We start from the raw sequence: 24,695 nt of genomic DNA on the forward strand, positions 1-24,695 counted from the left end.
GCGCCAACAATTACCCTGTCTATACAGGGCTTAGAGCTGCCGAATGTTCGCGTTGAATACGCTTTTCGCAAGCCGGTCACAAACTGGTCACATCGAAAGGCATCTGCCACATGGCATCGATCCGCAAACGATACGACAAGTGGCAGGCACAGGTTCGCCGCACCGGTCACAGTCCTCGCGCTAAAAGCTTCCACAACCGTGCCGATGCACCACGTTGGGTCAGGCAGACCGAACTGGAACTCGATCGGCTTGTACTCGCTTACGATCCAGCTCGGCTTGCGAGAACCACCGTCGCTGACCTTCTCACTCGCTACGAGGATGAGGTCACTCCACACAAGCGAGGCGCAGCCAGTGAAACAAAACGTATTGAGGTGTTCCTTCGTGAGAAGTGGGCAAATCTTACACTCGCCCGAATAGCCCCATTCGCCTTTACTCAGCATAGGGAGGCACTTCGTCTTGGTGACCGGGCCGCAACAAGGGCGTAATCGAGGACCATTTCGACCGCCAGTTCGAGCTCGAGGCGACACTCGAAGTTCGCGGCAAGATTGCCGCGCTCGACGAATTGCGCAGGGACCTGCCATCGGCGGGCCGCACGAGTTTTACCCGCCAGCAGGAGCCGCTTGGCCTTGGCCATGCGGTCTGGTGTGCGCGCGATATTGTTGGCGACCAGCCGTTCGCGTTGCTTTTGCCCGACATGGTTTTCCGCGCCAAGCCCGGTGTCCTCAAGTAGATAATGGATGCTTACGAACCGCTGGCAATGGCATCGGCGTTGAGGAATGTGCCTGGGAGGACGTGCCGTCCTATGGCGTCGTCGGGCGTGGCGATGGTCCGGATCGGGGCTTTGCCATCAATGGTATGGTCGAAAAGCCCAAGCGCTACGAAGCGCCGTCCAATCTTTTCATCTCGGGCCGCCATATCCTGCAGGCGGAGATCTTCTCGCTGCTCGCCCAGCAGCCGCGTGGCGCCGGTGGCGAAATCCAGTTGACCGACGCGATGCAGACGCTGATGTGCCAACAGAAATTCACCGGCGTCAATATGAGGGCAAGGTGTTCGACTGCGCCTCCAAGCTCGGCTTCCTGACCGCCAATGTGGTGTTCGCGCCTGATCTCGGCGATATCCGTCCTGGATTCCTTGGAGAGCTCCACAAGTTGGGCCTTAGCACCCGTCGTGACGGTCTAGTCTAACTTACCACATTGGGCGGCAATGCCTTCGGATACGGCAGCGCTTTAGCTCCCGAAGTATTCTGGAAGAATATGCTCCATTGGTCCGTCGGCGCGAATGGTGCCGTGATCAAGCCAGACAATTCTTGTGCAGTTTTTCTGCAGAAGCTCGCGGGAGTGGCTGGCTAGTATGAGGATATGCGTTGAATCAACGATTTCCTTTAGCCGACGATCCGCCTTTTTCTTGAAGTCCTCATCGCCCGTCGACAGCCATTCATCCATGATGAGAATTTCCGGCCGAATTGCGGTCGAGATCGAAAAGGCGAGCCTGAGCTGCATGCCAGTTGAATAGGTACGCAGCGGCATGTTGAGGAAATCGCCAAGGCCGGTGAACTCGGCGACTGCGTCGATCTGGCGGTCCAAATCCGACTTGCTCATGCCCATCATGGCTGCGCGCAAGCGGATATTTTCCCATCCCGTCGCCTCGGGATCGATGCCGAGGGAAATATTGATCAGGGAAACGCATTGGCCCTCAATATGGGAATGGCCCTCCGTCGGCTTGTAGATTCCCGACAGCAAGCGAAGCATTGTTGTCTTGCCGGCGCCATTATGGCCGACGAGACCGATGCGTTCGCCATGCGCGATCTTGAGGGTCACATTGCTCAGGCCACGCACCACAAGCAGGCCATCGTCCTGCTTATTGATGATGCCGCCCGTGGAAAGGCCCAAGACGCGGTTTTTCAGCGACCGGCTCGACGCATTGTAAACCGGGAAGGAGACCGAGGCATTTTCAAGCTCGATATGGGACATGTCTTTCCTCAAAGCCAATACGGAACGCGCCAGCGGTAGCGACCGAAAAACACCAGCGTGACGGACCAGCCCACTGCACATATCAAAGTGCCGATAAGCCATTGTTCGGGCGCGGGTGCTTCACCGAGCAGGGGCAGGCGAACCAGCGAGAGCAGATGAAAAAAGGGGTTCATCAGCAGGATCTGCTGGACGATGCCGTCCGAAAGGCTCTGCGGAGTCCACATGATCGGCGTTGCATAAAATGAAATCTGCAGCACATTGGCGATGACCTGAGGCATATCGCGGAACCGGGCGCATAGCGTTGCCAGTAGAAGCGCCATCCAGAGCAGGTTTGCCGACAATAGGATAAATCCGGGTATGGCCCAAAGTAGGTTGAAGCTCGGTGCGGTCCACAGCACGATCAGAAGGATGGGGTAGATCACCAGATTATGCGCGAGGATGATGCAGTTTCGCCACCAGACGCGTACGATATGCACGAAGAGCGGCAGTCGGACCTGTAGGATAATCCCTTCGGAAGCACTGAACGCAATGCAGCCTTCGGCGATCATGGTGCTGATAAAGGTCCAGAAGATCAGGCCGCTGGCGACAAAGGGCAAAAAGTTGATGATGTCAAGCTGAAACAGGGTGCCGAAAATGGCGCCGAGCGCCCCGATCATGACGCCCATATTGATCGTTAGCCAGAATGCGCCAACTTTGGAGCGGCGGTAGCGTTGCGCCACGTCCTGCCACCCGAAAACCAGTGGGATGTACCTGGAATGATACGTTTCGGAAATGTCGGCCTGTGACACCCGAAAAGCGCTTAACATATTCATCGGCTTCCTCGAGGTAAAAGCGATCCTATTGATGACGCGGTCTGCGGTTGCCCGCCGTTTTTTCATCCGCCGATGAGGCTGTCGCATCGCTCGCTGCGACATGTAACGGCGGCATGGGCTTCCAGGCCGGGTCTTGCATGATGGTCCTGGCTTCTTCCATGCCCTGCCGCAGGGCAGACCAGCCTTTCAGGGAGCGTTCGACCAACAGGAGGCGCACCAATTCCTTGGCCAGAGTAAGTCCGGTGCCCATCGCGAACAGGATAGGGCTGTATCGGTTGTCTTGCCGAAGGTAGCGCGCGACATGGCCGCGGTTTCGCATGACGTAGCGGCGTGACAGATCGGAAGAATCGCTCAGATGCCGAATGCCCAGGCTGATCTGGCGTTGCCGCCGCACCCTCTGCATTACAAATTTGTCAACGCACGCCACGGGCCCGCGTTGGGATGCCAGCCAGCCATAGACGACATCATCCCAAGTGATGAAGAAGCGCGGATCGGGCAGGCCTATCTCGGCAACGCGCTTCGCAGAAATGAACAGGCCCTCGAAGGTCGACAGATTGGTTTCCCAGACATCGCTTCTTTCAAAGATATTGCCTGGGCGTGGAAGGTGTATGCCCAGCGACTCGACAAAGAAATTCTGGAAGAAATAGGTGCTGCCATCCGCATTGTGGCGTCGGCCTATGATCGTTTCGTAGCGATCAGTGTAATGCATCAAATCGATCAGGGCATCGGGATATACCATAACGTCGTCGTCCATCATCCAAACCCATTCCGCGCCAAGCTCGAGCGCGGCCTGCATCCCGACCATGAAGCCGCCCGACCCGCCGGTATTTTCGGGCAGTTGCACGTAGGTGAGATTGGCAATTCTGTCGGCTGCATTGCGGACGATGTCCTCGCTGCCGTCATTGCTGGCATTGTCGACCACGATGACGTCCTGGGGTACGGCAGTCATTGCTTCCACACTTGCCAGAAGATCGGCAAGCAGAGCGGGCCGCCTGTGGGTGACGATTACGATCGCAGTTCGCGCTGCAGGATGAATGGGCTCGGACATGGTTCAGCGCGGCGTTGCGTCGAATTTGTAGCGCAGCCCGTCGCTATAGGCCTTCCACCACAGTCGGAACGCCGCGGGATCGCGCCTTTTGATGAGGAGCGCGATGGGGTAGCAGATCAAATCCATAAGCAGGCTTTTCAAACGTCGATGACGTCGTGCCAGGTAGCCACGGTTGCGGAAGAAGTAATAACGTTTGAAATCGGTTTGTGGAACAAGTACCGCGACCCGGCCAGGGACGATGTCGACAACTTCCCCCCAACCAGGAGGATGGCTCACAAGCGCTGCCGTCGTGGTGCCGAAGGGCAATTTCGTCGCACGCAGCTTGAGCATGAAATCCACTTCATCGCCGCGGATAAACAGCCGCATGTCGGGCAGACCAATCTTAAAAAAAACCTCCCGACGGATGAGTGCACCGTTGAAGAACTGCCCGACATTCGGGATGAAGCCGACCGAGCGAACGACATCAAGATCATATTCGAGCTTGCCGCCGATCTGGAACGGAAAGGAGAGGCGTCGCGGATCGTCCGGCGCTACGATGACCGGGGAAACCACATCCAGTTTCCGCTCAACTGCCTGGCGCAGCAGCGTTTCGAGGCACAGCTCGTCTGAGGGACAGGCATCGTCGTCCATCATCCATATCCAATCTGCGCCGCTGGAAATCGCAGACAGCACGGCATAGGCAAAGCCGCCCGCCCCGCCAAGATTAATCGCCGAAGGCACATGCGTCACCGAGGCACCCAGCGCGCTAGGCGGTGCCGTCTGCGCGCACACCAGATAGGTGTGCGACGCCACGGATTGCTGCGACAGTGCTGCAAGCAGCCGCTCGACATCGCCGGACCAGCGATTTGTCAGAACTGCGACCGCAACGGTGCCATAAGGTGATGCGGGCAGCGTCATCAGCTTTGCGAAAGACGCGGCGTAATGTCGGTCTCGAATGTCTTGATCGCTGCCGCGATCGCTTGGTGCATGTCGAGATAACGATAGGTTCCCAGACGACCGCCGAAGATGACATTGGTCTCTGCTTCTGCAAGTTTTTTATAAGCCTGATAGGTTTTCTTGTCGTCCGAGGTGTCGATCGGATAATACGGCTCGTCGTCGCGGCCGGCGAAGCGCGAGTATTCTCGCACGATCACCGTCTTGTCGTCCGGATACTGGCGTTCTGGGTTGAAATGCCGGAATTCGAGGATGCGCGTATAAGGGACAGCTTCGTCCGAATAGTTCATCACCGCCGTGCCCTGGAAATCGCCGACCGGCAGCACCTCTTTTTCGAAGTCAATCGTGCGCCAGTTCAACTCACCCGCACGGTAGTCGAAATAACGGTCGATGGGCCCGGTGAATACGACGAGCTTGTCGGCCGGAATGGCGTTCTTCACCGCAAAATAGTCTATGCCCAGCGAAACTTCAATATTGCGATGCTCGAGCATCTTATCGAAAATTGCCGTGTACCCATCAGTCGGCAGTCCTTCATAGGCGTCGCTGAAATACCGGTTGTTGAAATTGTAGCGCACGGGCAGGCGAGTGATGATCGAGGCCGGAAGCGCCGTGGGATCGGTCTGCCATTGCTTTGCCGTGTAACCGCGAATGAAGGCATCATAAAGGGGCCGGCCAATCAGCGAGATCGCCTTCTCTTCCAGATTGTCCGGCTCCTTTCCACCCAGTTCCTGCGCCTGGGAGGCGACAAGTGCGCGCGCCTCGTCCGGTGTAAACTGGCGGCCGAAAAACTGGCATATCGTGCCCAGGTTGATCGGCATGGAATAGACGCTATTGCGATGGGACGCGAACACTCTGTGCTGGTAGGACGTGAAGGTGGTGAAATTGGCGAGATAGTCCCAGACCAGCTTGTTGGGCGTATGGAAAAGATGGGCACCATATCTGTGCACTTCAATGCCGGTTTCCTTGTCGTTCTCGCTATAAGCATTGCCGCCGATATGGTCTCGCCGATCAATAATCAGAACCTTTTTGCCGAGGGTCTTGGCCGCGCGTTCGGCAATGGTTGCCCCGAAAAAGCCGGCGCCAACGATCACAAGATCAAACTGGGAGAAATCCACTGTGTCACCTTCATAAACTATCTCGGTTCCTGCGGACCGGAGCCTTTGTGGAAGAGCTCTCTGCCGCAAGGCCCTGGTTCGGCAAAACGCCGGATTCTCGCCCATGGCGCTCGCCACCGTCGCGGAACAACTCCGTTCAAGTCGGCGCAAGTCATTTGCCACAGGAGACAGGCAAAGAAAAGCAGCATCCCGTGAAGTTCAAAGTCGCGTTAGCGTACTCTAGAAGGGCGTTCAGTAGCCAAGTTGGGAAATTGCCGTGCTCCCCGACTTTGGACTACACGGCTGGGGATTTTCTGGGGGTGCTCTCACGAAGAACCAGATGCGCCGGAGGCATTCATGTGCGATATCGGCGGCTTGTTGCCGATGGCGCTGTGTTGGCGGAGCTCGTTTTACTGCCTGCGCCATTCCTCCACATTCGCCCGGGCATCGTCAAGGGGCAGGTACCAGTGCTGGTTCATGCACTCGGCCCGGAACCTTCGTTGAAAGATTCGATGTAGGCATTGTTCGTGGGCTTCCCGGGTCGGGATGAATCCTGGACAACGCCCTGCTTATAGGTCGGCGGATCGAGATCGCGAGGCACGAACTCGCTGCCATCGTCAAACGAGGAGCTTGCGTTCGTTGCAACAGGCATGGCATTTCCAGTGCATTGCTGGCGCTGCCATAATTATACAGAACTAATCAGGTCGCAGAGAATTATGACGTGAATAGAAACCAGCTTCATGAATTTTTTATGCTCGATTGGTACTTTTCGTAATATCAGTGACGACGCCGCCCTGAATTCCGACATACAAAATAGACTTGATGAAGTCACTCTTGAGATGAGCACGATGAGATTAGAAGAAAAGCAGAAATATTCTGTTGCAGTTATTACAAGAACAAAGAGTAGGGAATTTCTGCTAAAACGCGTCGCGGAAAAGTTGCTGGCGCAGTCTTTTCGGGATTTCGTCTGGGTTGTTGTTAATGATGGCGGATCAGAACAAGACGTGGATGCTGTAGTGGATTTTTACAGATCTAGGCGTATGCCTGCTATAGTTTTGCACAACGGGATCAGTGTAGGCATGGAGGCTGCGGCAAATTTGGGCATCCAGGCCAGTCACTCAAAATACATTCTCATCCACGATGATGATGACACACTTGAACGCGAGTTCTTAGAAAAAACCACGCAGTTCCTTGAATCCACCGAAGCTCGATCGGTGACGGTAAATATTACCGAAATACATGAAACTGTGACAAATAAATCTACCAATATCAGCTGGGTTCGCCCTTGGGATACCGGGATGCCTTCGCTGGCTCGTATGGTGTGTATAAACCGCTTTGTCCCCATTTCATTCTTGTACGAACGAACCTTGCACGATGAAGTTGGCTACTATGACGAAAGCCTCAAGGTGTGCGGGGACTGGGAGTTCTACCTCCGTTTGCTGCGCATCAGCGATATCGAAAAAATCCCCGAATATCTTGCGAACTACCACATCCGCGACAGTTCTGACGATGAATTCGCGATCAATTCCGTAAAAAAAGAGTTCGACCACCAGCGTCACGACATGCTGGTTCGCAATAGGCTGCTGCGGGCGGAGCTCTCTGACGGAAAAGCAAGCATAGCGTCGCTGGTCACGGTAGGCGCTCAGCTGTGGGATGCCGAGCGTAAACTTTGGGGCATCGAGCAGAAGGGCAGAGAGGCTTTTGAGTTGAAAGACCGAATTTTGGGTCGTCTTCGAAAGAATTGGTTTTTGAAGCGGGTATTTCGATAGTGTCTAGATCTGATCCGAACGTTGATGCTGTTGTTGTAACGTACAACAGATTCTATAAGCTTCAAAATTGCCTAAACGCCATTCGCGATCAAAGCTGGCCTGTTAGGCATATTCACGTTGTCGATAACAACTCGACAGACGGTACGAGAGAATGGCTGCGCGCCAATGCGGATCGTTACGGCCTAGTACTACACTTGCTTGACCACAATGGAGGTGGTGCAGGTGGGTTCAACGTTGGCTTGCGTGAGGCCTACGCATCAGGTGCCGATTGGGTGTGGGTCATGGATGATGATGTGTTGCCCAAGCCCGAAAGCCTTCAGGCCCTAACTATGAGTCCCTTCTTCGTCGCCCACATCGGAGGGGAAAAAACGGTCGGGTTCTTGTCCAGCCGAGTGGAATGGACAGATGGCAATGTATGCTTGATGAACATTCCAGTCCCTAAGTGGCCATGGAACGGTTCATTCAAAGAAATGAGGTCAAGCCTGCCTTGTGTATCCAATTCTTTTGTTTCCTGCATGGTCAGCCGCGAAGGGATTGATCGGGTTGGACTGCCCATAAAGGAATTCTTCATCTGGGCAGACGACACCGAATATACTAGGCGCTTATCTTACCATTTTAGTTGTTATTACGTGGACGATAGCGTCGTCGTACATGATACGCCGATGAATCGCCTCCCAACTTACTCTGACGTAAATCGCGATAATCTTTGGAAATACAAGTGCGACATTAGAAATGTGGCGGCCTTTGAAGCTCGAGTTGGCAGGAAGTTAGATTTTTTTATCGCTGCCTCCTATGTTTTGAAAAACAGCCTAGCCTCATTTCGGGCAAATAAGGATGTCAGAATCCTTGGCGCTCTGTTGCGGGAGGGAATCCGCGGACTTTTCTGGAACTATAAAACGTTGATCGAGCGTCCATAGTAGATTAGGCGGCGAGTGTGAACCAGAAGACTATATACCTGATCTCCGCAGCTGGCTCCCCCAACTTCGGTGACGAACTCATTACACTGGCGTGGCTCAAACGCTTACGAAAGGAGCGACCCGGAGACCGTTTGGTTATAGATTGTCATAACCCCGCTTTTTTCAGCATACTGCTGCATCGTTACAGTTGGGGAGAGGGTATTGTCGTTACCGATCTTTGCTGGCGTGCAGCCCATCGCGCTGGCAGGCACGGCGTATATGATGGGATGAAGACTCAGAAGCCTCTACTTTATAGTGATTATTCGAATGCGTATGACGACATCAAATGGGCGATGACCTCGCTAAGCGGAGAATTTGAAGCAGTACACCTTTTGGGCGGCGGATATATTTCTGACCGCTGGCCTGACAACCTCCTTTTACCGATGGTCGCGGAGTGGCTTGCGAAACAGAAAGGTGCGCGGTTATTCGCAACTGGTGCAGGAATTTTTGTCAGCAACTTTCCGCTCATGTTTGATGTCGCTTCATCGTTTCAGGCTTTCGATTACATTTCAGTCAGAGACACGATATCCCTCCAAACCCTTTCTCAAATCGGAGTAAAAGCCGTCTCTGAACCCGACGACGTTGTACTTTGCCTGCCGCCCGGTCCCTCTCATGGTGGAAATGGGGTTGCTTTGAATGTGCAGCTCGACCAGTTTTCAGCGGACGAGTATGCGCGGCTTAGCATGAGGATTGCCGAACAATTTGCAGCGGAAAATTCAAAAATATTTGCCTTAGATCTTTACCCGAGCGTTGATACCGCATTCGCAAAGATTGCAACATCAAGTTTCGCAGATGTAGAATTCATATCTATTGAAACCGTGTTGGATGCTATAATAAACGAGAATTGGGATCAGCAGTTTTGGGGTGTAGGCAATCGCGCAGTGGGTAGCCGATATCATTTTCATTATGTTTGGTCTTGGCTCGGGAGTACAGGATCTTTCGTTAGTGCAGACCAATACTATTCTGTAAAACACTCTGAAGTTACGTCTATTGGTAGCAAGTGGGGGCGTCACCCAAACGTTGGTGCCATACCGAGTATTAACCGAATGACCCTTATGGATCAAAAGAACAGGGAATTTCGTTTGCTCTATGGGTCGGGAACATAAACATTCACGTGCTGACGAAGGTTTTTTGTGTGGTATTTTTTATGGATTGACCTGGTCGCTCAACGCGAATAGCTACGCGTCTTTGTAGGCACTGACCTGAGCCCCAAGTCCGCTCCAATTTACGGAGGGTCCTTTGGTTATTGTTTGGCCCTAAGCTGTCTGTATTTCTGACCTGTGCCCCTGGATCAGAGGTCGGACGCATGAAGCGCAGCAGGTTCAACGAAGAACAGATTATTGCGATATTGTAGGAGCAGGAGTCCGGGCTGGGGACGGCGGACCTGTGTCGCAAGTACGGCGTCAGAAGATCGACCTTCTACAAGTGGAAGGCCAAGTATGGCGGTCTGGAAATGTCGGGCGCACGGCGGCTGATGACCCTGGAGCAAACGAGAGCACCCGGCTCAAGGAGTTCCTGGCGAGGCGATGCTGGGTAGTGCCATCCTCAAGGATGTAGCAGCAAAAATGGTGACGTCCGACGCAAAGCGGGATGCATATGGCTCATGCCTTCCTGGTGCACGGAGTGAGCAATGCCCAGGTCGGCGCATCCCTCAGCAATTCGCTAAATTAAGTAGTCGACGCCTGTGAGTTGTCGGGGGTGTGAGTCCTAAACACGTGCAGCACGCGCATTTCAAAGCGCTCCTATACGCCAGAGAACGGTGCGGGCAGTCTTGATCAGGATCAGCAGGTCCAGGTCAAACGACATGTGTTTGATGTAGTAGAGGTCGAACGACAGCTTGGTCACCTCCTGGTCGAGATCCGAGGTATACCCTAGCTTTACCTGGGCCCAGCCGCTGAGGCCGGGCGGGACCAGTTGGCGGTTGACATATTGCGGCAGGCGTTGTTCCAGCGCCTCCGCGATTTCAAGCGATACCGGCCGCGGTCCAATCCAGCTCATTTCACCTTTGAGGATATTCAACAGTTGTGGCAGCTCGTCCAGCCTAAGCTGACGGAGGATCTTGCAGCCTGGCAGAATTCTGCCATCATCTGCCTGCGTAGCGCCGGCCTCAGTGCCCTTTCGCATGGTTCGAAATTTGTACATCCGGAAGCTGCTACCGGCGAAGCCTCGGCGTTCCTGAATGAAGAGGGACGGCCCGCCGTCCAGAAGCCTAATGTACGTCCAAATTATCGTCGCAACTGGAATAGCTATGGGTAGCAGCACGATGACACTGGCAATATCGATGGTTCTCTTGACGAACGCATAATAAATTTGGTCAGGTCGAAACACCAAATCGGACACATCAAACTCTTCAATTTTTGCCCTGCCTGTGACACGTTCGAGGTGGTAAGACCACGGCACCACCTCGAAGCCTGACATGTATAAACGGGTCACTGCGGCAGAATATTCTGGCGATTGGTGGGCGGCTGTGTCGATCAGAACCTTGTCGAACGCGCGAAGACATGGAGTTTCAAATGAGATCAAGGGCAACGAAAAAGGGAATTGCTGGACAATCTCGGCGGCATCCTCAAATTCTAGCAAGCCGACTCGGTGGCAGTTGGCCCGCTGCAACAGGTAATTGGACACAGCCAGTCCTGCGCAGAACATCGGCGCACAGGCAGACAATGCTACGTAGCTTATTGGGATTCTGAGTGCGGAGAGCCCAGCAACACCGAACACGAAGGCCACCACCCCGACGACACTCGCCGTGCTGAGCGGAGATTCTTGGCGCTTTAGCATTGTCAGGACAAGCGCGGCTGCCAGGAGGAGGACGAGCAGAGAAAGAAGGACCGCTGCTACGTTCGGCCAGTCGTTTCGGCCCGCGCGGAAGATGATAAGGGCGTAAACTGCCGCCTGTAGCATCCACGCAACGGTCAGCGGCGGCAGCATGAACTTCATCGCGCTTGCGGTGTGATCCCTGCGTATAGAGGCCCCCTGGGCGACAAGATGGCTTAAGGTGTTGCCGTGTTGAGCTAAATCTCCGCGCGCCCGAACCAATTAAGCCATCCTCAAACCACTAAAAGCCTAAGAAAGCGAAGACGCATATTCAGCGGGATTGCTCAACCCCAATTTTGACGTCATCGGCTTGGTGACGGCGACGATTGAAGGTGGTGATGCGCATAGCTTAATCCTCAATCTGACTGTCGTCTTGGATACATGCGAGCTTGGGGCGAAGGCAGTTACGATCGTGTTGTGCCCCTCATGATTTTTTACGTCCAGCGCAACTCTACATCTTGACTTGTCTAATGGCGAAGGCCGTTGCTGGAAAGGCAGAGGTCACGTTTTGGGACGAAAAGCCGTACCAAAACAGACAAAAGCGTCTTGCATTATGTTAGAACAAGCAATGCCTTTCAATTAGTTACGAAGATAAGCCAAGTGGTAAATAACGCTTTTGTGCTCCGAAGGCAGAGGCCACACGTTCGAATCATGTCGCGTGCGCCAAAAAATGACCGGTTCATGCACGTTACCTGAGAGTGCCTGCACAAGGTCCCCAAAAAGGTGCCAGTGAGGCATCAAGCCCATGGGGACTTGGCTGGTCGGTCGACATCCTCACTCGGATCTTCTCTTCTCGGCAATGTAACGGGCCGGAGGCTTTCCGAGGGCGTGTTTGAACATGGTGATGAAGGCGCTGACGGATTCGTAGCCGAGGGTGTCCGATACGCCCTGGACCGTGACGCCGGCCGATAGCTGCTGCAGCGCCAGGATGATGTGAAGCTGTTGGCGCCAGCGCCCAAAGCTCATGGCCGTTTCGCTGACCACTAGCCTGCTGAGGGTGCGTTCGCTCATGGCGACGCGGCTGGCCCATTGGGTCAAGGTGCTCCTGTCGCCCGGAAACTCGATCAGCGCGTTGGCGATTTTGGTCAGCGCCGGGTTGTCCGGTATCGGCATGTGGAGCGCAGCGATCTCGGCGCGGCGCAGCTCTTCGAGCACAACCCGAGCGAGCTGATCCGAGTGCGCGTCCGGCACATGTTCGCGCTCGGTCTGATCGGCCATGTGGTTGATTATTTCGACAACCATCGTGCTCAGCGACAGGGTACAGCATTTCGTCGGCAGCCCAGGTACGTCGGGGTCGACGAACAGCAGGCTGATCCGCCCATTGGCGGTGACGTGATTACTATGCAGCACATCGCCGGGAATCCAGACGCCGCTACCGGCGGGCACCATCCATAGCCCGCCTTCCGCGCGACACATCACCCCGCCCTGCAGGGCGACGACGAGTTGCGCCTTGCGGTGCCGATGCATTGGCAACTCCAGCTCCTGATCGCTCACCGAGATACCAAGCGCGATTGCGTCGCGCTGCACCGCATCGACATCAAAGGTCGCCAGACAGGTGTGGAGGGATTGCATGGATTGACCGGATTTAGAAAGATAATGTCATAGTATCTAAATTCGGGGGCCGTAGCCAGTGGTAAACCTGAGGCCATTCAAGCCACAGGACGCCTCTTCATGTCTGCCTCTCACCGCCGCCTGCACCCCGCATGGATCATTGCCGGTATTTTGGTTTTTGCCACCAATCTTCGTGGCCCCTTCACCGCCATCAGTCCTCTGCTCGACACGATCCGGGATACCTTCGGCATGGGCTCCAGCGAGGCCGGGTTCCTGATTACCCTGCCTTTGCTGACCTTCTGCATTGTCTCGCCCTTTGCGGGCCTGCTGGCGCGCGAATATGGCCTTGAGCGCGCATTGTTCGCGGCGCTCATCGTCATGGCCGGCGGCATCGCGCTGCGCTCGACTGGTCCGTCATGGGCGCTGTTCGTCGGAACCGCAGTCCTTGGCGGGGGGATCGCAATCGGGAACACTTTGTTGCCGAGCCTGATCAAACGGGACTTTCCAAGCCAGATCACCAAGCTGACGGCCATCTATTCGGTCACCATGGGCGTGGTATCGGCCGTGGGCTCGGCCATGGTCGTGCCATTACTCTATGCGTTCAACTGGCAGGTATCGCTGGGGGCGTTTCTGGTGCTGCCGATCGTGAGCGCACTAATCTGGCTCCCGCAGTTGCGTCGTCACTCTCGCCCGAGCGCTGACACGGCCGCGCCGCCACATGGCGGGCCCATATGGCGTTCGCCTCTGGCGTGGCAGGTGACGCTGTTTTTTGGCATCAACTCCTTTGTCTATTACGCTGTCGCCGCCTGGCTGCCCTCGATCCTTGTTGACCTTGGATACACGCAGGGCGAAGCTGGCTCCCTGCATGGCACCATGCAATTGGCCTCGGCCTTGCCGGGGTTGCTGATCGTGCCCATCGTACAGAGGGCGCGCGATCAACGCGGTCTTGCGGTGGGCCTTGCCCTTGCCGGGCTGGTGTCGCTGATCGGTCTCAAGCTGTTCCCTTTGATCGCTATCGTCTGGGTGTCGCTGTTTGGCTTCGGGATTGGTGGCGCCTTCATCGTCGCGCTTGCGTTCATCGGGTTGCGGACCAGCTCGGCGCAGCAGACTGCCAGCCTTTCAGGTATGACACAGTCCATTGGCTATCTGATGTCGGCAACGGGGCCGGTGCTCGTCGGCTTGTTACACGATGCCACCAATGATTGGTCCACCGTTCTCATGGTATGCATGGCAATGTGCGTCGTACTGGCTGGTGTCGGACTGGGTGCCGGCCGGGCCATCCATATCGATACGCATCGGCCAACCAAACAACCTCGCCTTAATCACTGACAGGGAGCATCAAAATGGAAAAAGTCGCTTTGGTAACGGCCGGGGGCAGCGGGATCGGCGCCGCCGCAGCGCGTCAACTCGCATCAGACGGCTACAAGGTTGGCATCCTGTCATCGTCCGGGAAAGGCGAAGCGATCGCGCAGGAGCTGGACGGGTTTGGCGTGACCGGCTCGAACCAGTCCAACGCTGACCTCTCGCGCCTGATTGATGGGGCGCTTGGCCTGTGGGGATGTATCGATGTCCTCGTCAACAGCGCCGGTCATGGGCCGCGCAAACAGCTCCTCGAGCTGACTGACGAGGATTGGCATGCGGGCCTTGATACCTATTTTCTCAATGTGGTGCGGCCGACCCGGCTTGTCACCCCAGCGATGCAGAAACAGGGTGGGGGCGTGATCATCAATGTCTCAACCGCCTGGGCCTTCGAGCCGAGCACGACCTTTCCGACTTCCGCGGTTGGCCGAGCCGGACTTGCGGTATTCACCAAGATGTTCGCCGACACCTATGCCGCTGACAATATCCGGATGAACAACGTGCTGCCTGGCTGGATCGACAGCCTGCCGCAAACCGATGAGCGCCGGTCCGACGTGCCGCTCAAACGCTATGGAACCAGTCAGGAAGTCGCCGCGACAATTGCCTTTCTCGCCTCGGACGGCGCCGGCTACATCACGGGCCAGAATATCCGTGTCGATGGCGGCCTGATGCGTTCGGTCTGATCGCTGGATGCCAAGTGTGCGCTTTTCAGGCTGGCGGCAGAGTACCTGCCAGTCTGGCTCGTTGCGAACGGGAGACCTGCGTCACCCGAGGCGGGCGGTGGAGGTGCCGATGGAGGGAAGCCTGCAATGCGCGGGGGAGAATTGGTCGAGCACCTCGACCTCCCGCTCCGGATCGCCATCCGTATCCGACACGATCATCAATAGCCGCGCTCCAGCGCACACATCTCGACAGCCTTCTGCACCCGGTGATCTAGCAAAAGCGTCAGAGGCCCCGCATCAAGTGCGGGGCCTTTTGTTTGGGACTAGTGCAGCTGCACCGCCAGCTGTGCGGTCTTTGAAGGATGACGCAGGCGCAGGGTGAGGCGGGTGAGATGATTGCCCCAGTTGGCGACCAGAGGGAGATCGCTGATTGGGATTTCCTCGATTTCCAGAGCGAGCAGGCTGGCGTCATAGCTGATGGTTGCAGCGCCGGAGACGTGGCCGGGGGATAGCTCGCGGGCCACCAGTTGAACCGTGCCGTCCGGGCCCGCGATTGCTGTCGCTGCCGTCAACAGATGCAGGCTGACATCGATGGCGGATTGGGCTGTAAAGCTGTCTGCGATGGTCACGCCTTGTCCGCGATCGAGCCGTGTCGTGCGGGTCCAGTGTTCAAGGCCGATCTGGGCAGGGTAGGCCCGCTCCATGCGCAGGGTGAGGCTGGCAGTGTGATCGGTCACGCTGTGGCTGACCGCATCGGCGCAAAAGCTGCGGCCCGCAGGCTGTTCGGCACCGGCAATGGTGGGGACATTGTGGAACTGCGAGCGCATGGTCCAGATCTCATAGCGGGCGGCGCTGAAGGTCTGTTCGGTATAGGTGCCGACCCCGGCGTCAACGAGCAGCGGCAGGCCGTCGCGATAGACAATGATGCTGCCGACATCGTTGTGGTTGTGACTGTTGTCATTGTGCCCGCCCTTGGCCGCCAGCATCCAGCCCTGGCTGGAATTGGCCTGATCCCGGCTGACCAGAAGGTCGAGGCTGGGCAGCCAGCTGTCGCGCTTCAGGTCGATTGCGGCGGGGGGCGCTTCAAGGCACGGGCGCACGCCGAAGCTGGTGACGGCTTCGAACAGGCTCTGACCATCCACCAACAGCGCGGCGATCTGGTCTGGCGCGATGGTGTCGGGCAGGCCCTGCGACTGGGCCAGCCATTTGGCATACTGATCCAGCTTGGGGTCGGCGAGGAGGTCGGCCCAACGCTGCACCAGACAGGCGGGCACCGCGATACGCGGGGCTGAGTCAGCGAAGTTGACGAAGTAGTCGTCGGCAATACGGGTATCGACGACGAAGCGGGCCATGTTGCGCAGGCGTTCGTCCGACTGCAGAGCGGACTGGTCGAGGATGGGGCTGAGGATCTCCAAACATTGCAGCAAGCCCGACATGGCGTGCTTCCAGTAGGCAGGGCCCTCGGGGCAGCCACCGTCGTCACCGTACACTGCAACGAAGCGGTCGAGGGTCGCGACGATCTTTTCGATGGTCTGGCGGAAGCTGTCCTCATCGGTCTCGATGAGCGCGGCTGTGAGCAGCCAGTTCGAACAGATCCAGGGGTTCCAGTTGTTGATCCGGATCGTCTTGAAAATCGGGTGCGGGGTGGTGCTCATCCACCAGAAGTCATCGCGCGTCTGACTTGGGGTGAGGATGCGCTCGCGCAGCGCCTGGCGCATACGAGCGGCGATCAGCGGGGAGACCGCGTCCAGCTTATCCCCAAGCAAATGGGTGGCCATGACGACGGTGCCCGAGGCGATGCCGACGCCGAGATCAACGACGGGCTCGGCAGGGTCGGGCAGGCCATAGCCTGCTCCCTGCAGGAACAGATGGCACGGCATGCACCAGCTGGCTTCCTCGCTGGCGGACCATAGGGCGTCGATGATGGCCTCGATGTATCGGCCATCGCGCTGGGCCGCTTCGCCCAGCACCAGATCGCGCAAAATGTCCCGCCGTGTCGCGGTTTTGCGCTCAAAAGTCTGGCGCGTGCCGGTGCGGGCAAAGTCGAGATAGCCAGTGGCCGAGAGGGCCGGCCAGTCACGCGCCAGCGCCACATCGGCGCGGTCAACGAGCCCGTCTGTGGGGAGCGCCTGCACCGCCGCGGCAATGCGTGCGCGGAGCGGATTTTGTATTTTGGACAGCAGGTCTTGGGTGCTCGTGACCATGCTGGCGATGCTGCGTCCCACGTGTTCCTCCTCAGGATGCCTTCGTTGAGCGGCGTTGACATAGCACACCGGAAGCGCTACCGAAAGCGCTACCGGAAGCGCTACCATAAAATGAGTGAGTGCCCGAGGGAGAGAGCATGAGTTCAGATTCGCCACAGAATGTGACCATTTTTGACATCGCCGAAGCGGCGGGTGTCTCGGTGACGACTGTCTCCCGTATTCTCAACAATCGCCCTGATGTGTCGGCCAAAACGGTCATCAAGGTGCGCGAAGTCATGGCCCGGCTGAACTATCAGCCCCATGCCAGCGCGCGGCGTCTGGCGTCCGGACGCAGCAATGTCATCGCCGTCCTGCCCCATGCTTCGGCCGGCGAGCTGGGCAGCGTGACCTACGAGTATATTACCGGCATCGTGGATGCGGCCGAGGAGGAGGACTTCTCGGTCAACCTGCTGCCGCGCAGCACCACGCGGGAAAAACTGCGCTCACTATTCACTGCCGGACAGTTCGATGGCGTTGCCCTGCTGCAGGTGCAGACCAATGACTGGCGTGTGGATGCGCTACGGGAAAGCACCAAGCCATTCGTGCTGCTGGGGCGGACTGAAGACATCGCCGGCATCAGCTATGTCGACGTCGATCTGGTGCGCGGCGCCCATGAGATGGTGGAAGCCGTCGCCAAGGCTGGACACACGCGCATCGTGCTGATTGGTAACGCCCTCAACCAGAAGGTACGCCGCTTCAGCGCGAGCCTGATCCATGATGGCTATCAGTCCGGGATGCAGGCGCTGGGTCTGGAGCCGCTGGTTCTCGACACCGAGTTCAGCGTCGATGGCGTGGTGCATGCGGTCAAGGATGGCCTCTCGGTCGTGCAGCAGCCTGCCTGCTTCTTTATCGGCGGTCACGTCGCCATGCCGCAGGTCCTCAACCGCCTGCGCGCCGATGGCATCGACATTCCATCCCGGGTTTCGCTGGTGTCGATCCTGCCAAACTCGGTGGCCGAGATCACCACGCCGCGCATCACCACCATCGATTTGCCTGGGCGTGAGCAGGGGCTCAATGCCGGTCGCATCCTGATCGATCAGATCACGGGTCGCGCCGGTGTGCAGCAGACCCTGCTGCCGCCCAATATTATCTGGCGCGACAGCGTCCAGAGCACAGCAGGAGGAATTGCATAATGGCTGCTGTCGCCAAGAAAAGCCGTCGGGCATCCGCCAGTCGCAAGCGCACAATGGTTCTGCTGTTGATGTGCCTGCCTGCGCTGATCTGGCTGCTGCTGTTCAAATACGCGACGCTGGCTGGCAGCTGGATCGCCTTCACCAATTTCCGTCCGCGCCTGGGTATTTTCGGCAGCGAATTTGTCGGTCTCCGGAACTTCGAATTCCTGTTTTCGTCCGCCGCCGCCCTCAATGCTTCGCGCAATACCATTCTGCTCAACGGGCTGTTCATCGTGGGCAGCACCATCTTCACCCTGTTCATCTCGGCGCTGATGTTCGAGGTCTTCAGGAGCCGTTTCGCCAAGTACTACCAGACGACGTTCCTGTTCCCCTATTTCATCTCCTGGGTGATCGTCAGCTACTTCGTTTTTGGCTTTTTGAGCAGCAACGGTATCGTCAACGGCATTCTGTCCCAGCCCATCGAGTTCTATCAGAGCCCGGGCTGGTGGCCGCTGATCCTGCTGCTGGTGGTGATCTGGAAGACCACAGGCTGGGGCACGCTGATCTATCTGGCTGGTATGCTGGCCATCAATCCGCAGCTCTATGAAGCCTCGCGCGTCGACGGCGCCAGCAAGGTGCAGCAGTTCTTCACCATCACGCTGCCGCTGATCATGCCACTGGTGATCATCCAGTTCCTGCTGTCGCTGGCCAATATCTTCAACGCCGATTTCGGCCTGTTCTATCAGGTGCCGCTCAACCAGGCGCTGCTCTACGACAGCACCGACGTTCTCGACACCTTTATCTACCGAGCCCTCGTGCAGGTCGGCAATGTCTCGATGAGCGCCGCCGCCGATCTCTACAAATCGGTCATCGGCTTCGTGTTGGTTATTGTCGCCAACTGGGTTGTCCGTCGCATCGATCCAGACAAGGCCCTGTTCTGATGGCAACCATTGTTCGTAAACGTAAGTTCCGCTGGGACCGCTTCATCGCCAACGCGATGCCGCATGCCGCCCTGATCATCTTTGCCTTCGTCACGCTGATGCCTTTGCTGCTCATCGTGTCGGCTTCGTTCTCAGATGATGCGATGTTGACGCGGCGTGGTTTCTCCCTGTTGCCGCAGGGGTTCACCACCTTCGCCTACCAGTATGTCGCCGATACCGGCGCGCAGATTTATCGCGCCTATATGGTCACGGTCGGCATCACGGTTGTGGGTACCACGGTTGGCCTGTTCATCATGTCGCTGCTGGCCTACGCGCTGTCGCGTCCTGATTTCCGCTACCGTCGCCTGTTGTCGTTCCTGGTGTTCTTCACCTTGCTGTTCAATGGCGGCTTCGTGCCGTTCTACATCCTGATGACCCAGTATCTGGGCCTGGTGGATAACTACCTGGCACTCGTTCTGCCCAATCTGGTCAACGTGTTCTTCGTGTTGATCCTGCGCACCTACTTTGCGGCGCTGCCCGGCGAAGTATTCGAGGCGGCCCGTATGGATGGCGCTGGCGAGTTCAGGATTTTCCTGCAGATCGCCATGCCAATGGCGGGCCCGGCTCTGGCCACGGTCGGCCTGATGACGGCGCTCACCTACTGGAACGAGTGGGTCAACGTTCTCTACTTCATCCGTGATCCCGAAAAGGTCACGCTGCAGTACCTGCTGTTCCAGATCCAGCAGAACATCCAGCTTCTTCAGGAAAGCGACACATTCGCCAGCCTTGGGGTGACCATTCCGGCGCAGAGCGTTCGCATGGCCATCGCGGTGATCGCCACCGGTCCGGCTGCGCTGCTGTTCCTCGTTTTCCAGAAGTACCTCGTCCGCGGCGCAACTCTGGGTGCGTTCAAATAGGCGCGGGCCTGCCGACACCAATTCCGGACAAACCGGATCGCTCGTCAATTAAGGAGGAAATGACAATGAAACTGAACAAGAAGGCATCCGTGCTGTCGCTTGTTGGCGCATTCATGCTGACCGGCACCGCGCTGTCGGTCGCCGCCGACGTGCCCACGCTGCGCATGATGCTGCCCTTTGGCGCCACCGGCACCTGGACAACCCAGGGCGTGGCCGACGTAATGGCCGCGGTCAATCCAATCCTTGAGGAAAAGATTGGTGCGCATCTCGATATCGTGCCGATCCCGGCTGCCGACTACAACCAGCGCATGACGCTGGTGATGTCCTCGCGCGAGGCCTTCGATATCGCGATGACTGCCCCATGGACCAACAACGTCTATCGCAACATCGCACAGGGTAACTTCCTGGGTCTGAATGACTATCTGGCCGAAGTGCCCGAGCTGACCGAAGCCGTTTCGCCCGAACTGCTGACAGTCGGCAGCGTTGCCGGTGAGCTCTATGGCATTCCAGTCGAACAGCTCTTCCCCAAGAGCTTCGGCTTCAGCGTCAAGACCGAGCTGGCGGACAAGTATGACATCGCCGTTGATGACATCACCTGGTTCGACGATCTGACGCCAGTGTTCGAGCGGGTTGTTGCAGGCGAAGGCCAGGGCTTCTACGCCTTTGGCGGCCGCCTTGCTGCACTGCCCGAACTGTTCGGCTTTGATCCCCCGCTGGGTGCAAATGCCGCCGCCGTGGTCAAGATGGACGATGCTGAGCGGAACGTCGTCAACCTCTACGCCACCGAGGAATACCGCGCGCTGATGCGTCTGCGTCGTGAATGGCACGTTGCGGGTCTGACCGATCCGAACCCGATGAACCGCGAGCAGGCCCGCGCGGCCATCTCCGCCGGAACGCAGGGCTTCAACCTCGACAGCGCGCAGGACCGTCCGGGCGACCGTGCCTTCCTGGGGCTGGACTTCACCACCAAGCGATTTGCGCCGCTGGTGCTGACTACGGGCGCTATGAACGCATCGATGATGGCTGTGTCGGCCGATAGCCAGCATCCCGTCGAGGCGCTCAAGTTGATCACACTGCTCCATACCGATGCCGAAGTGTTCAACACTCTGGCGCTGGGCATTGAAGGCGTGAACTGGAAGCGTGCGGACAGCGGTCTGGTCGAGCTGACCGACAAGGCGTCGTACTGGCCAAACATCAACTGGGTGTGGGGCAATAGCTACCTAGCCTACCCACAGAAGCCGACCGACGAGGCAGACACTGCCGAAGCCAAGGCTGTGAATGCCGAAGCCAAGGCATCGACCATTCTGGGTTTTGCCTTCGACACCGTGCCGGTTGAAAACGAAGTCGTCGCCATGTCCTCGATCCTCGCCAATTTCGAGCCACTCGAAGGCGGTCGCGTCGAAGACGTTGATGGCTATATCGACCAGCAGGTCGCGGCGCTTGAAGCTGCAGGCCTGGCCAAGGTGCAGGAAGAGATGAAGCGTCAGATCACCGAGTGGGCTGCCGCGCAACAGTAAGGTCCTCCCAGACCGACCCGTCGGCGCCTAACGCCGCCGGCGGGTTTTTCTCCGCACAGAGTTGTTTGCAATGACTAAAACCTCTCCCCACACTGTTATCCGTGCCAGCGAGCCTTGCGCCAATCCTCCCGCCTGGGCGGTCGCGGAGCGCGATCTGCTTGCGCGTCTCGATACGGCGGTTGAGCCCTATCTCGCCAAGTATCTCAAGGAAGACGGCACGCTGATCTACCGTGATGATTGGGTGCAGGGGCGTGATGGTCTCGATGACCTCTACGAGTCCTTCTACAATTTCCCGCTCGCCTACCTGCTGGGCGCCTCACCTGACCTGTTGGCCAGCGGCCATCGCCAATGGGAAGCCATGACCCGCCAGGGTGAGGCTTTTGGGCTGGTGCACAACGAATACGAAGTCGGATACGACCAGTTCCACCAGAGCGAAGGCAATCTGCTGTTCTACTTCCTCTGCGCGGCGGACCCAGAAAATCCCATGCTGCAGGAACGTGCCCGTCGCTTTGCCGGCCTCTATATGAATGCGGATCCAGAAGCGCCGAACTACGACGAAGAGCACAATATCATCCGGGCCGTGCACAACGGTTCCAAGGGGCCGCGCTGGGGCTACATCGACGGCGACAGCATGTGGTCCAAGGGCATGGCGCCCTATGGCCTGCCGTTCGACGATATCCCCGGCATCACCTCCTATGACGACATCGCCGCCTGGCACAACGACCCCCGCCGCAACGAGAACAGCAAGCGCCTGATCGCCGTAATGAACGAGCGCATGGGCCGTGGCGACAGCGTGGCCAACCTGCCTGTCACCAGCCTTGTCACCAACGCTTTCCTGATGACCCGCGAACCGGCGTTCCGCCAGTGGGTGGTCAATTATGTGGGTGGCTGGTGGGCGCGTGCCGAGGCCAATAATGGCGTCATCCCCGACAATGTCGGGCTTGATGGCGAAGTGGGTGAATATTTCGACGGCCGCTGGTATGGCGCCGCCTATGGCTGGAGCTGGCCGCACGGCTATGACAGCGTGATCGACGCCGCAACCGTGGCCGCCGTCAACACCGCCATGCTGACTGGCGACACCGGCTGGCTCGATCTGCCCGGCCGCCACTTCGACATGCTCTATGAAAAAGGCGAGCGCATCGAAGATTTCCGCACCATCGAATCCTCGATCTCCAATGCCTGGATTCGCAACGCTGCCGCCGCGACCGGTCGCTACGATACCTATGTGATGCCCAAGCGGTTCAAGGACACCGGCTGGTTTGATTTCCAGACCATTGGCCTCGCCAATCTGGTGGCCAGCTGGTCGGTGACGCAGTCCGAAACCGATCGCGCGCGCATGGCCCAGCTGGAGGCCGACGAGCCCTATGACTGGACGCAGAGCTACGCGTTCCACTCCAAAGGTGACGATAGTCACGACCGCCCCTGGCTGACCTTCCTTGAGGGGCGCAATCCCGAATATCCCGAGATTGCGCTGCGCCATGCCATGGAGCAGGTCGAGCATCGGCTCGAGCTGATCCGCACCGATGTGGCCGATCTCAGCCTCGTGCATATCCATCACTGGCAGAACCACAATCCGCTGACCACCGAGGCCCTGATCCAGCTGACGTTGGGTGCCCCGCAGGCGCTCTACAATGGCGGCTTCATCCAGTCCTGCTTCCGCTACTTCGATCCTGACCTTGCGCGTCCCGGCCTGCCCGCCGATGTGGCCGCTCTGGTATTTGCCATCGGCGAGGCCAGCGCCGGCCTGCAGCTGATCAACTTGTCCAAGACCAACACGCGTCGCGTTCTGGTTCAGGGCGGCTTCCATGGTGAGCACCGCATCACCGCGGTCCGCGCCGAAGGCACCGACGCCGCAACGGCGGTCGGCAGCCGCTATCTGGTGGTCGATCTGCCTCCCGCAACAACCGTTCGGCTCGACGTCGGCCTGGCTCGCCTTGTGGCCGAGCCCGGCTACGATCTGCCCGACTATGCAGCATTCGCGTCGCAAGCAAACGACTGAGGAAGTCCATGTTCGACATCAAAATCGACAATGTCACCAAGAGCTACGGCGCGACGCAGGTCATTCCGGGCCTGTCGCTTGAGCTGGCCGCGGGATCGTTCACCGTGTTGCTTGGCCCGTCCGGCTGCGGCAAGTCCACGCTGCTGCGCATGATTGCGGGGCTTGAGGAAGTGACCACCGGCGCCATCTTCATCGATGGGGCCGACGTGACCGACAACGAGCCGTCCGAGCGCGGCATCGCCATGGTGTTCCAGTCCTATGCGCTCTATCCGCATATGACGGTCTACAACAACATGGCCTATGGCTTGCAGATTGCCCGCATGCCCAAGGCCGAGATTGACGAGCGCGTGCGCAAGGCTGCCGCCATTCTGCAGCTGACAGACTACCTCAAGCGCAAGCCGGCCGAACTCTCCGGCGGGCAGCGCCAGCGTGTTGCCATTGGGCGGGCCATCGTGCGCGATCCCAAGGTGTTCCTGTTCGACGAGCCGCTGTCCAATCTCGACGCGGCCCTGCGCAATCAGATGCGCATCGAGCTCGCCCAGCTGCACGCTCGCCTTGGCGCAACAATGATCTACGTGACTCACGATCAGGTTGAAGCCATGACGATGGCCGACACCATCGTTGTGCTCAACAAGGGGTGTGTGGAGCAGACAGGCGCGCCGCTTGATCTCTACAACAAGCCTGCCAGCATCTTCGTTGCCGAGTTCATTGGCTCGCCCAAGATGAACATTTTCGGCGGCACTGTTGCCGAACAGGCCGGGGCAGCCAAGTTTGGCGTGCGCCCGGAGAACCTGGTAATCGGGGACTTGCCCGGCGCCTGGCCCGTTACGGTTACTTATGTCGAAAAGCTGGGTGCAGACACCATCATTCACACCGATGGTGGCGAGCTTGGCGCGGTGATCGTGCGCGCGGAAGGCACCTATGCCGCCGAGCAGGGGCAGGTGATCCATGTCACGCCGCAGCCCGAGCATGTGCACCTGTTCAACGATGCAGGCCGTCGCATCAACTAGAGGTCAGAC

The 24,695-nt window shown here is 57.8% G+C and carries 21 protein-coding genes and 2 pseudogenes; 13 read left to right on the forward strand and 10 right to left on the reverse strand.

Annotated elements, in window-relative coordinates; all coding sequences use genetic code 11:
- Positions 1-433 precede the first annotated feature (433 nt).
- Positions 434-634, reverse strand: a complete 201-nt coding sequence (locus WH87_RS20405; protein WP_197410772.1) for a hypothetical protein — start codon at positions 632-634, stop codon at positions 434-436.
- Positions 635-792: 158 nt separating this feature from the next.
- Here WH87_RS20405 and WH87_RS20410 point away from each other — a divergent pair, with 158 nt between their 5' ends.
- Positions 793-1,080 (forward strand): sugar phosphate nucleotidyltransferase, encoded by a 288-nt coding sequence (locus WH87_RS20410; protein ID WP_052726443.1) that lies wholly within the window; start codon positions 793-795, stop codon positions 1,078-1,080.
- Between the two features lie 146 nt (positions 1,081-1,226).
- Here the strand turns inward: WH87_RS20410 and WH87_RS10280 are convergent, their stop codons facing one another.
- The 6 genes and pseudogenes from WH87_RS10280 to WH87_RS20040 form a co-directional block, all read right to left on the reverse strand.
- Positions 1,227-1,970 carry an ABC transporter ATP-binding protein gene (locus WH87_RS10280; RefSeq protein WP_046139233.1) on the reverse strand — a complete coding sequence of 248 codons (744 nt, stop codon included), beginning with the start codon at positions 1,968-1,970 and terminating at the stop codon, positions 1,227-1,229.
- Positions 1,971-1,978: 8 nt separating this feature from the next.
- Positions 1,979-2,869, reverse strand: coding sequence for an ABC transporter permease (locus WH87_RS10285; RefSeq protein ID WP_245622372.1), 891 nt, complete (start codon positions 2,867-2,869; stop codon positions 1,979-1,981).
- Positions 2,808-3,830: a glycosyltransferase gene (locus WH87_RS10290; RefSeq protein WP_046139232.1), complete on the reverse strand. Its 1,023-nt coding sequence runs from the start codon at positions 3,828-3,830 to the stop codon at positions 2,808-2,810. The genes WH87_RS10285 and WH87_RS10290 overlap by 62 nt, the downstream gene beginning before the upstream one ends.
- 3 nt (positions 3,831-3,833) lie before the next feature.
- Positions 3,834-4,727, reverse strand: coding sequence for a glycosyltransferase (locus WH87_RS10295; protein ID WP_046139231.1), 894 nt, complete (start codon positions 4,725-4,727; stop codon positions 3,834-3,836).
- Positions 4,727-5,878, reverse strand: coding sequence for a UDP-galactopyranose mutase (gene glf / locus WH87_RS10300; RefSeq protein ID WP_052726441.1), 1,152 nt, complete (start codon positions 5,876-5,878; stop codon positions 4,727-4,729). Before glf ends, WH87_RS10295 begins: the two co-directional genes overlap by 1 nt.
- A gap of 305 nt (positions 5,879-6,183) precedes the next feature.
- A pseudogene (locus WH87_RS20040) lies at positions 6,184-6,476 on the reverse strand (integrase core domain-containing protein); the annotation flags it as partial.
- 121 nt (positions 6,477-6,597) lie between these two features.
- On the opposite strand from WH87_RS20040, the gene WH87_RS10310 reads away from it, so the two are divergent.
- The 4 genes and pseudogenes from WH87_RS10310 to WH87_RS20415 form a co-directional block, all read left to right on the forward strand.
- Entirely contained in the window at positions 6,598-7,626 is a 1,029-nt protein-coding gene (locus tag WH87_RS10310; protein ID WP_052726440.1) for a glycosyltransferase, read from the forward strand.
- Positions 7,599-8,543, forward strand: a complete 945-nt coding sequence (locus tag WH87_RS19365) for a glycosyltransferase family 2 protein (protein WP_082092616.1) — start codon at positions 7,599-7,601, stop codon at positions 8,541-8,543. Before WH87_RS10310 ends, WH87_RS19365 begins: the two co-directional genes overlap by 28 nt.
- A 17-nt stretch (positions 8,544-8,560) precedes the next feature.
- On the forward strand, positions 8,561-9,688 hold the full coding sequence (locus WH87_RS10320; RefSeq protein ID WP_082092617.1) for a polysaccharide pyruvyl transferase family protein: 1,128 nt from the start codon (positions 8,561-8,563) through the stop codon (positions 9,686-9,688).
- Between the two features lie 200 nt (positions 9,689-9,888).
- Positions 9,889-10,171 (forward strand): annotated as a pseudogene (locus tag WH87_RS20415) (transposase); the annotation flags it as partial.
- 142 nt (positions 10,172-10,313) lie between these two features.
- Here WH87_RS20415 and WH87_RS10325 read toward each other — a convergent pair.
- Positions 10,314-11,519 carry a sugar transferase gene (locus WH87_RS10325; protein WP_156458192.1) on the reverse strand — a complete coding sequence of 402 codons (1,206 nt, stop codon included), beginning with the start codon at positions 11,517-11,519 and terminating at the stop codon, positions 10,314-10,316.
- Positions 11,520-12,170: 651 nt separating this feature from the next.
- Positions 12,171-12,968: an AraC family transcriptional regulator gene (locus WH87_RS10330; RefSeq protein ID WP_046139229.1), complete on the reverse strand. Its 798-nt coding sequence runs from the start codon at positions 12,966-12,968 to the stop codon at positions 12,171-12,173.
- A gap of 99 nt (positions 12,969-13,067) precedes the next feature.
- Between WH87_RS10330 and WH87_RS10335 the strand changes: the two genes are divergently transcribed.
- Positions 13,068-14,276, forward strand: a complete 1,209-nt coding sequence (locus WH87_RS10335) for a CynX/NimT family MFS transporter (protein WP_046139228.1) — start codon at positions 13,068-13,070, stop codon at positions 14,274-14,276.
- An 8-nt stretch (positions 14,277-14,284) separates the two neighbouring features.
- Positions 14,285-14,989 carry an SDR family oxidoreductase gene (locus WH87_RS10340; protein ID WP_046139227.1) on the forward strand — a complete coding sequence of 235 codons (705 nt, stop codon included), beginning with the start codon at positions 14,285-14,287 and terminating at the stop codon, positions 14,987-14,989.
- A 302-nt stretch (positions 14,990-15,291) separates the two neighbouring features.
- Here the strand turns inward: WH87_RS10340 and WH87_RS10345 are convergent, their stop codons facing one another.
- On the reverse strand, positions 15,292-17,193 hold the full coding sequence (locus WH87_RS10345) for a heparinase II/III domain-containing protein (protein ID WP_046139226.1): 1,902 nt from the start codon (positions 17,191-17,193) through the stop codon (positions 15,292-15,294).
- Between the two features lie 116 nt (positions 17,194-17,309).
- Between WH87_RS10345 and WH87_RS10350 the strand changes: the two genes are divergently transcribed.
- The 6 genes from WH87_RS10350 (at position 17,310) to WH87_RS10375 (ending at position 24,686) form a co-directional block, all read left to right on the forward strand.
- Positions 17,310-18,344, forward strand: a complete 1,035-nt coding sequence (locus WH87_RS10350) for a LacI family DNA-binding transcriptional regulator (protein ID WP_046139225.1) — start codon at positions 17,310-17,312, stop codon at positions 18,342-18,344.
- A complete protein-coding gene (locus WH87_RS10355; protein WP_052726437.1) occupies positions 18,344-19,264 on the forward strand; it encodes an ABC transporter permease in 921 nt (306 codons plus the stop codon). The genes WH87_RS10350 and WH87_RS10355 overlap by 1 nt, the downstream gene beginning before the upstream one ends.
- The gene (locus WH87_RS10360) at positions 19,264-20,160 is read left to right on the forward strand and encodes a carbohydrate ABC transporter permease (RefSeq protein WP_052726436.1); all 897 of its coding nucleotides are present in this window, start codon (positions 19,264-19,266) and stop codon (positions 20,158-20,160) included. Before WH87_RS10355 ends, WH87_RS10360 begins: the two co-directional genes overlap by 1 nt.
- 65 nt (positions 20,161-20,225) lie before the next feature.
- A complete protein-coding gene (locus tag WH87_RS10365; protein WP_046139224.1) occupies positions 20,226-21,677 on the forward strand; it encodes an ABC transporter substrate-binding protein in 1,452 nt (483 codons plus the stop codon).
- 70 nt (positions 21,678-21,747) lie between these two features.
- Positions 21,748-23,676 carry a hypothetical protein gene (locus tag WH87_RS10370; RefSeq protein ID WP_052726435.1) on the forward strand — a complete coding sequence of 643 codons (1,929 nt, stop codon included), beginning with the start codon at positions 21,748-21,750 and terminating at the stop codon, positions 23,674-23,676.
- 8 nt (positions 23,677-23,684) lie between these two features.
- Positions 23,685-24,686 carry an ABC transporter ATP-binding protein gene (locus tag WH87_RS10375; protein WP_046139222.1) on the forward strand — a complete coding sequence of 334 codons (1,002 nt, stop codon included), beginning with the start codon at positions 23,685-23,687 and terminating at the stop codon, positions 24,684-24,686.
- Positions 24,687-24,695: the final 9 nt, after the last annotated feature.

Source organism: Devosia epidermidihirudinis, assembly GCF_000971295.1.
Taxonomy (GTDB): domain Bacteria; phylum Pseudomonadota; class Alphaproteobacteria; order Rhizobiales; family Devosiaceae; genus Devosia; species Devosia epidermidihirudinis.

Excerpts from the sequence above, each read along its gene's own strand:
- WH87_RS10360 (WP_052726436.1), top strand. The coding sequence starts at position 19,264 with ATGGCAACCATTGTTCGTAAACGTAAGTTCCGCTGGGACCGCTTCATC.
- WH87_RS10325 (WP_156458192.1), bottom strand. The coding sequence starts at position 11,519 with ATGAAGTTCATGCTGCCGCCGCTGACCGTTGCGTGGATGCTACAGGCG.
- WH87_RS10365 (WP_046139224.1), top strand. The coding sequence starts at position 20,226 with ATGAAACTGAACAAGAAGGCATCCGTGCTGTCGCTTGTTGGCGCATTC.
- WH87_RS10295 (WP_046139231.1), bottom strand. The coding sequence starts at position 4,727 with ATGACGCTGCCCGCATCACCTTATGGCACCGTTGCGGTCGCAGTTCTG.
- WH87_RS10375 (WP_046139222.1), top strand. The coding sequence starts at position 23,685 with ATGTTCGACATCAAAATCGACAATGTCACCAAGAGCTACGGCGCGACG.
- WH87_RS10280 (WP_046139233.1), bottom strand. The coding sequence starts at position 1,970 with ATGTCCCATATCGAGCTTGAAAATGCCTCGGTCTCCTTCCCGGTTTAC.
- WH87_RS10290 (WP_046139232.1), bottom strand. The coding sequence starts at position 3,830 with ATGTCCGAGCCCATTCATCCTGCAGCGCGAACTGCGATCGTAATCGTC.
- WH87_RS10330 (WP_046139229.1), bottom strand. The coding sequence starts at position 12,968 with ATGCAATCCCTCCACACCTGTCTGGCGACCTTTGATGTCGATGCGGTG.
- WH87_RS10285 (WP_245622372.1), bottom strand. The coding sequence starts at position 2,869 with ATGCGACAGCCTCATCGGCGGATGAAAAAACGGCGGGCAACCGCAGAC.
- WH87_RS10350 (WP_046139225.1), top strand. The coding sequence starts at position 17,310 with ATGAGTTCAGATTCGCCACAGAATGTGACCATTTTTGACATCGCCGAA.
- WH87_RS10335 (WP_046139228.1), top strand. The coding sequence starts at position 13,068 with ATGTCTGCCTCTCACCGCCGCCTGCACCCCGCATGGATCATTGCCGGT.
- WH87_RS10370 (WP_052726435.1), top strand. The coding sequence starts at position 21,748 with ATGACTAAAACCTCTCCCCACACTGTTATCCGTGCCAGCGAGCCTTGC.
- WH87_RS20405 (WP_197410772.1), bottom strand. The coding sequence starts at position 634 with ATGGCCAAGGCCAAGCGGCTCCTGCTGGCGGGTAAAACTCGTGCGGCC.
- WH87_RS10310 (WP_052726440.1), top strand. The coding sequence starts at position 6,598 with ATGAATTTTTTATGCTCGATTGGTACTTTTCGTAATATCAGTGACGAC.
- WH87_RS10355 (WP_052726437.1), top strand. The coding sequence starts at position 18,344 with ATGGCTGCTGTCGCCAAGAAAAGCCGTCGGGCATCCGCCAGTCGCAAG.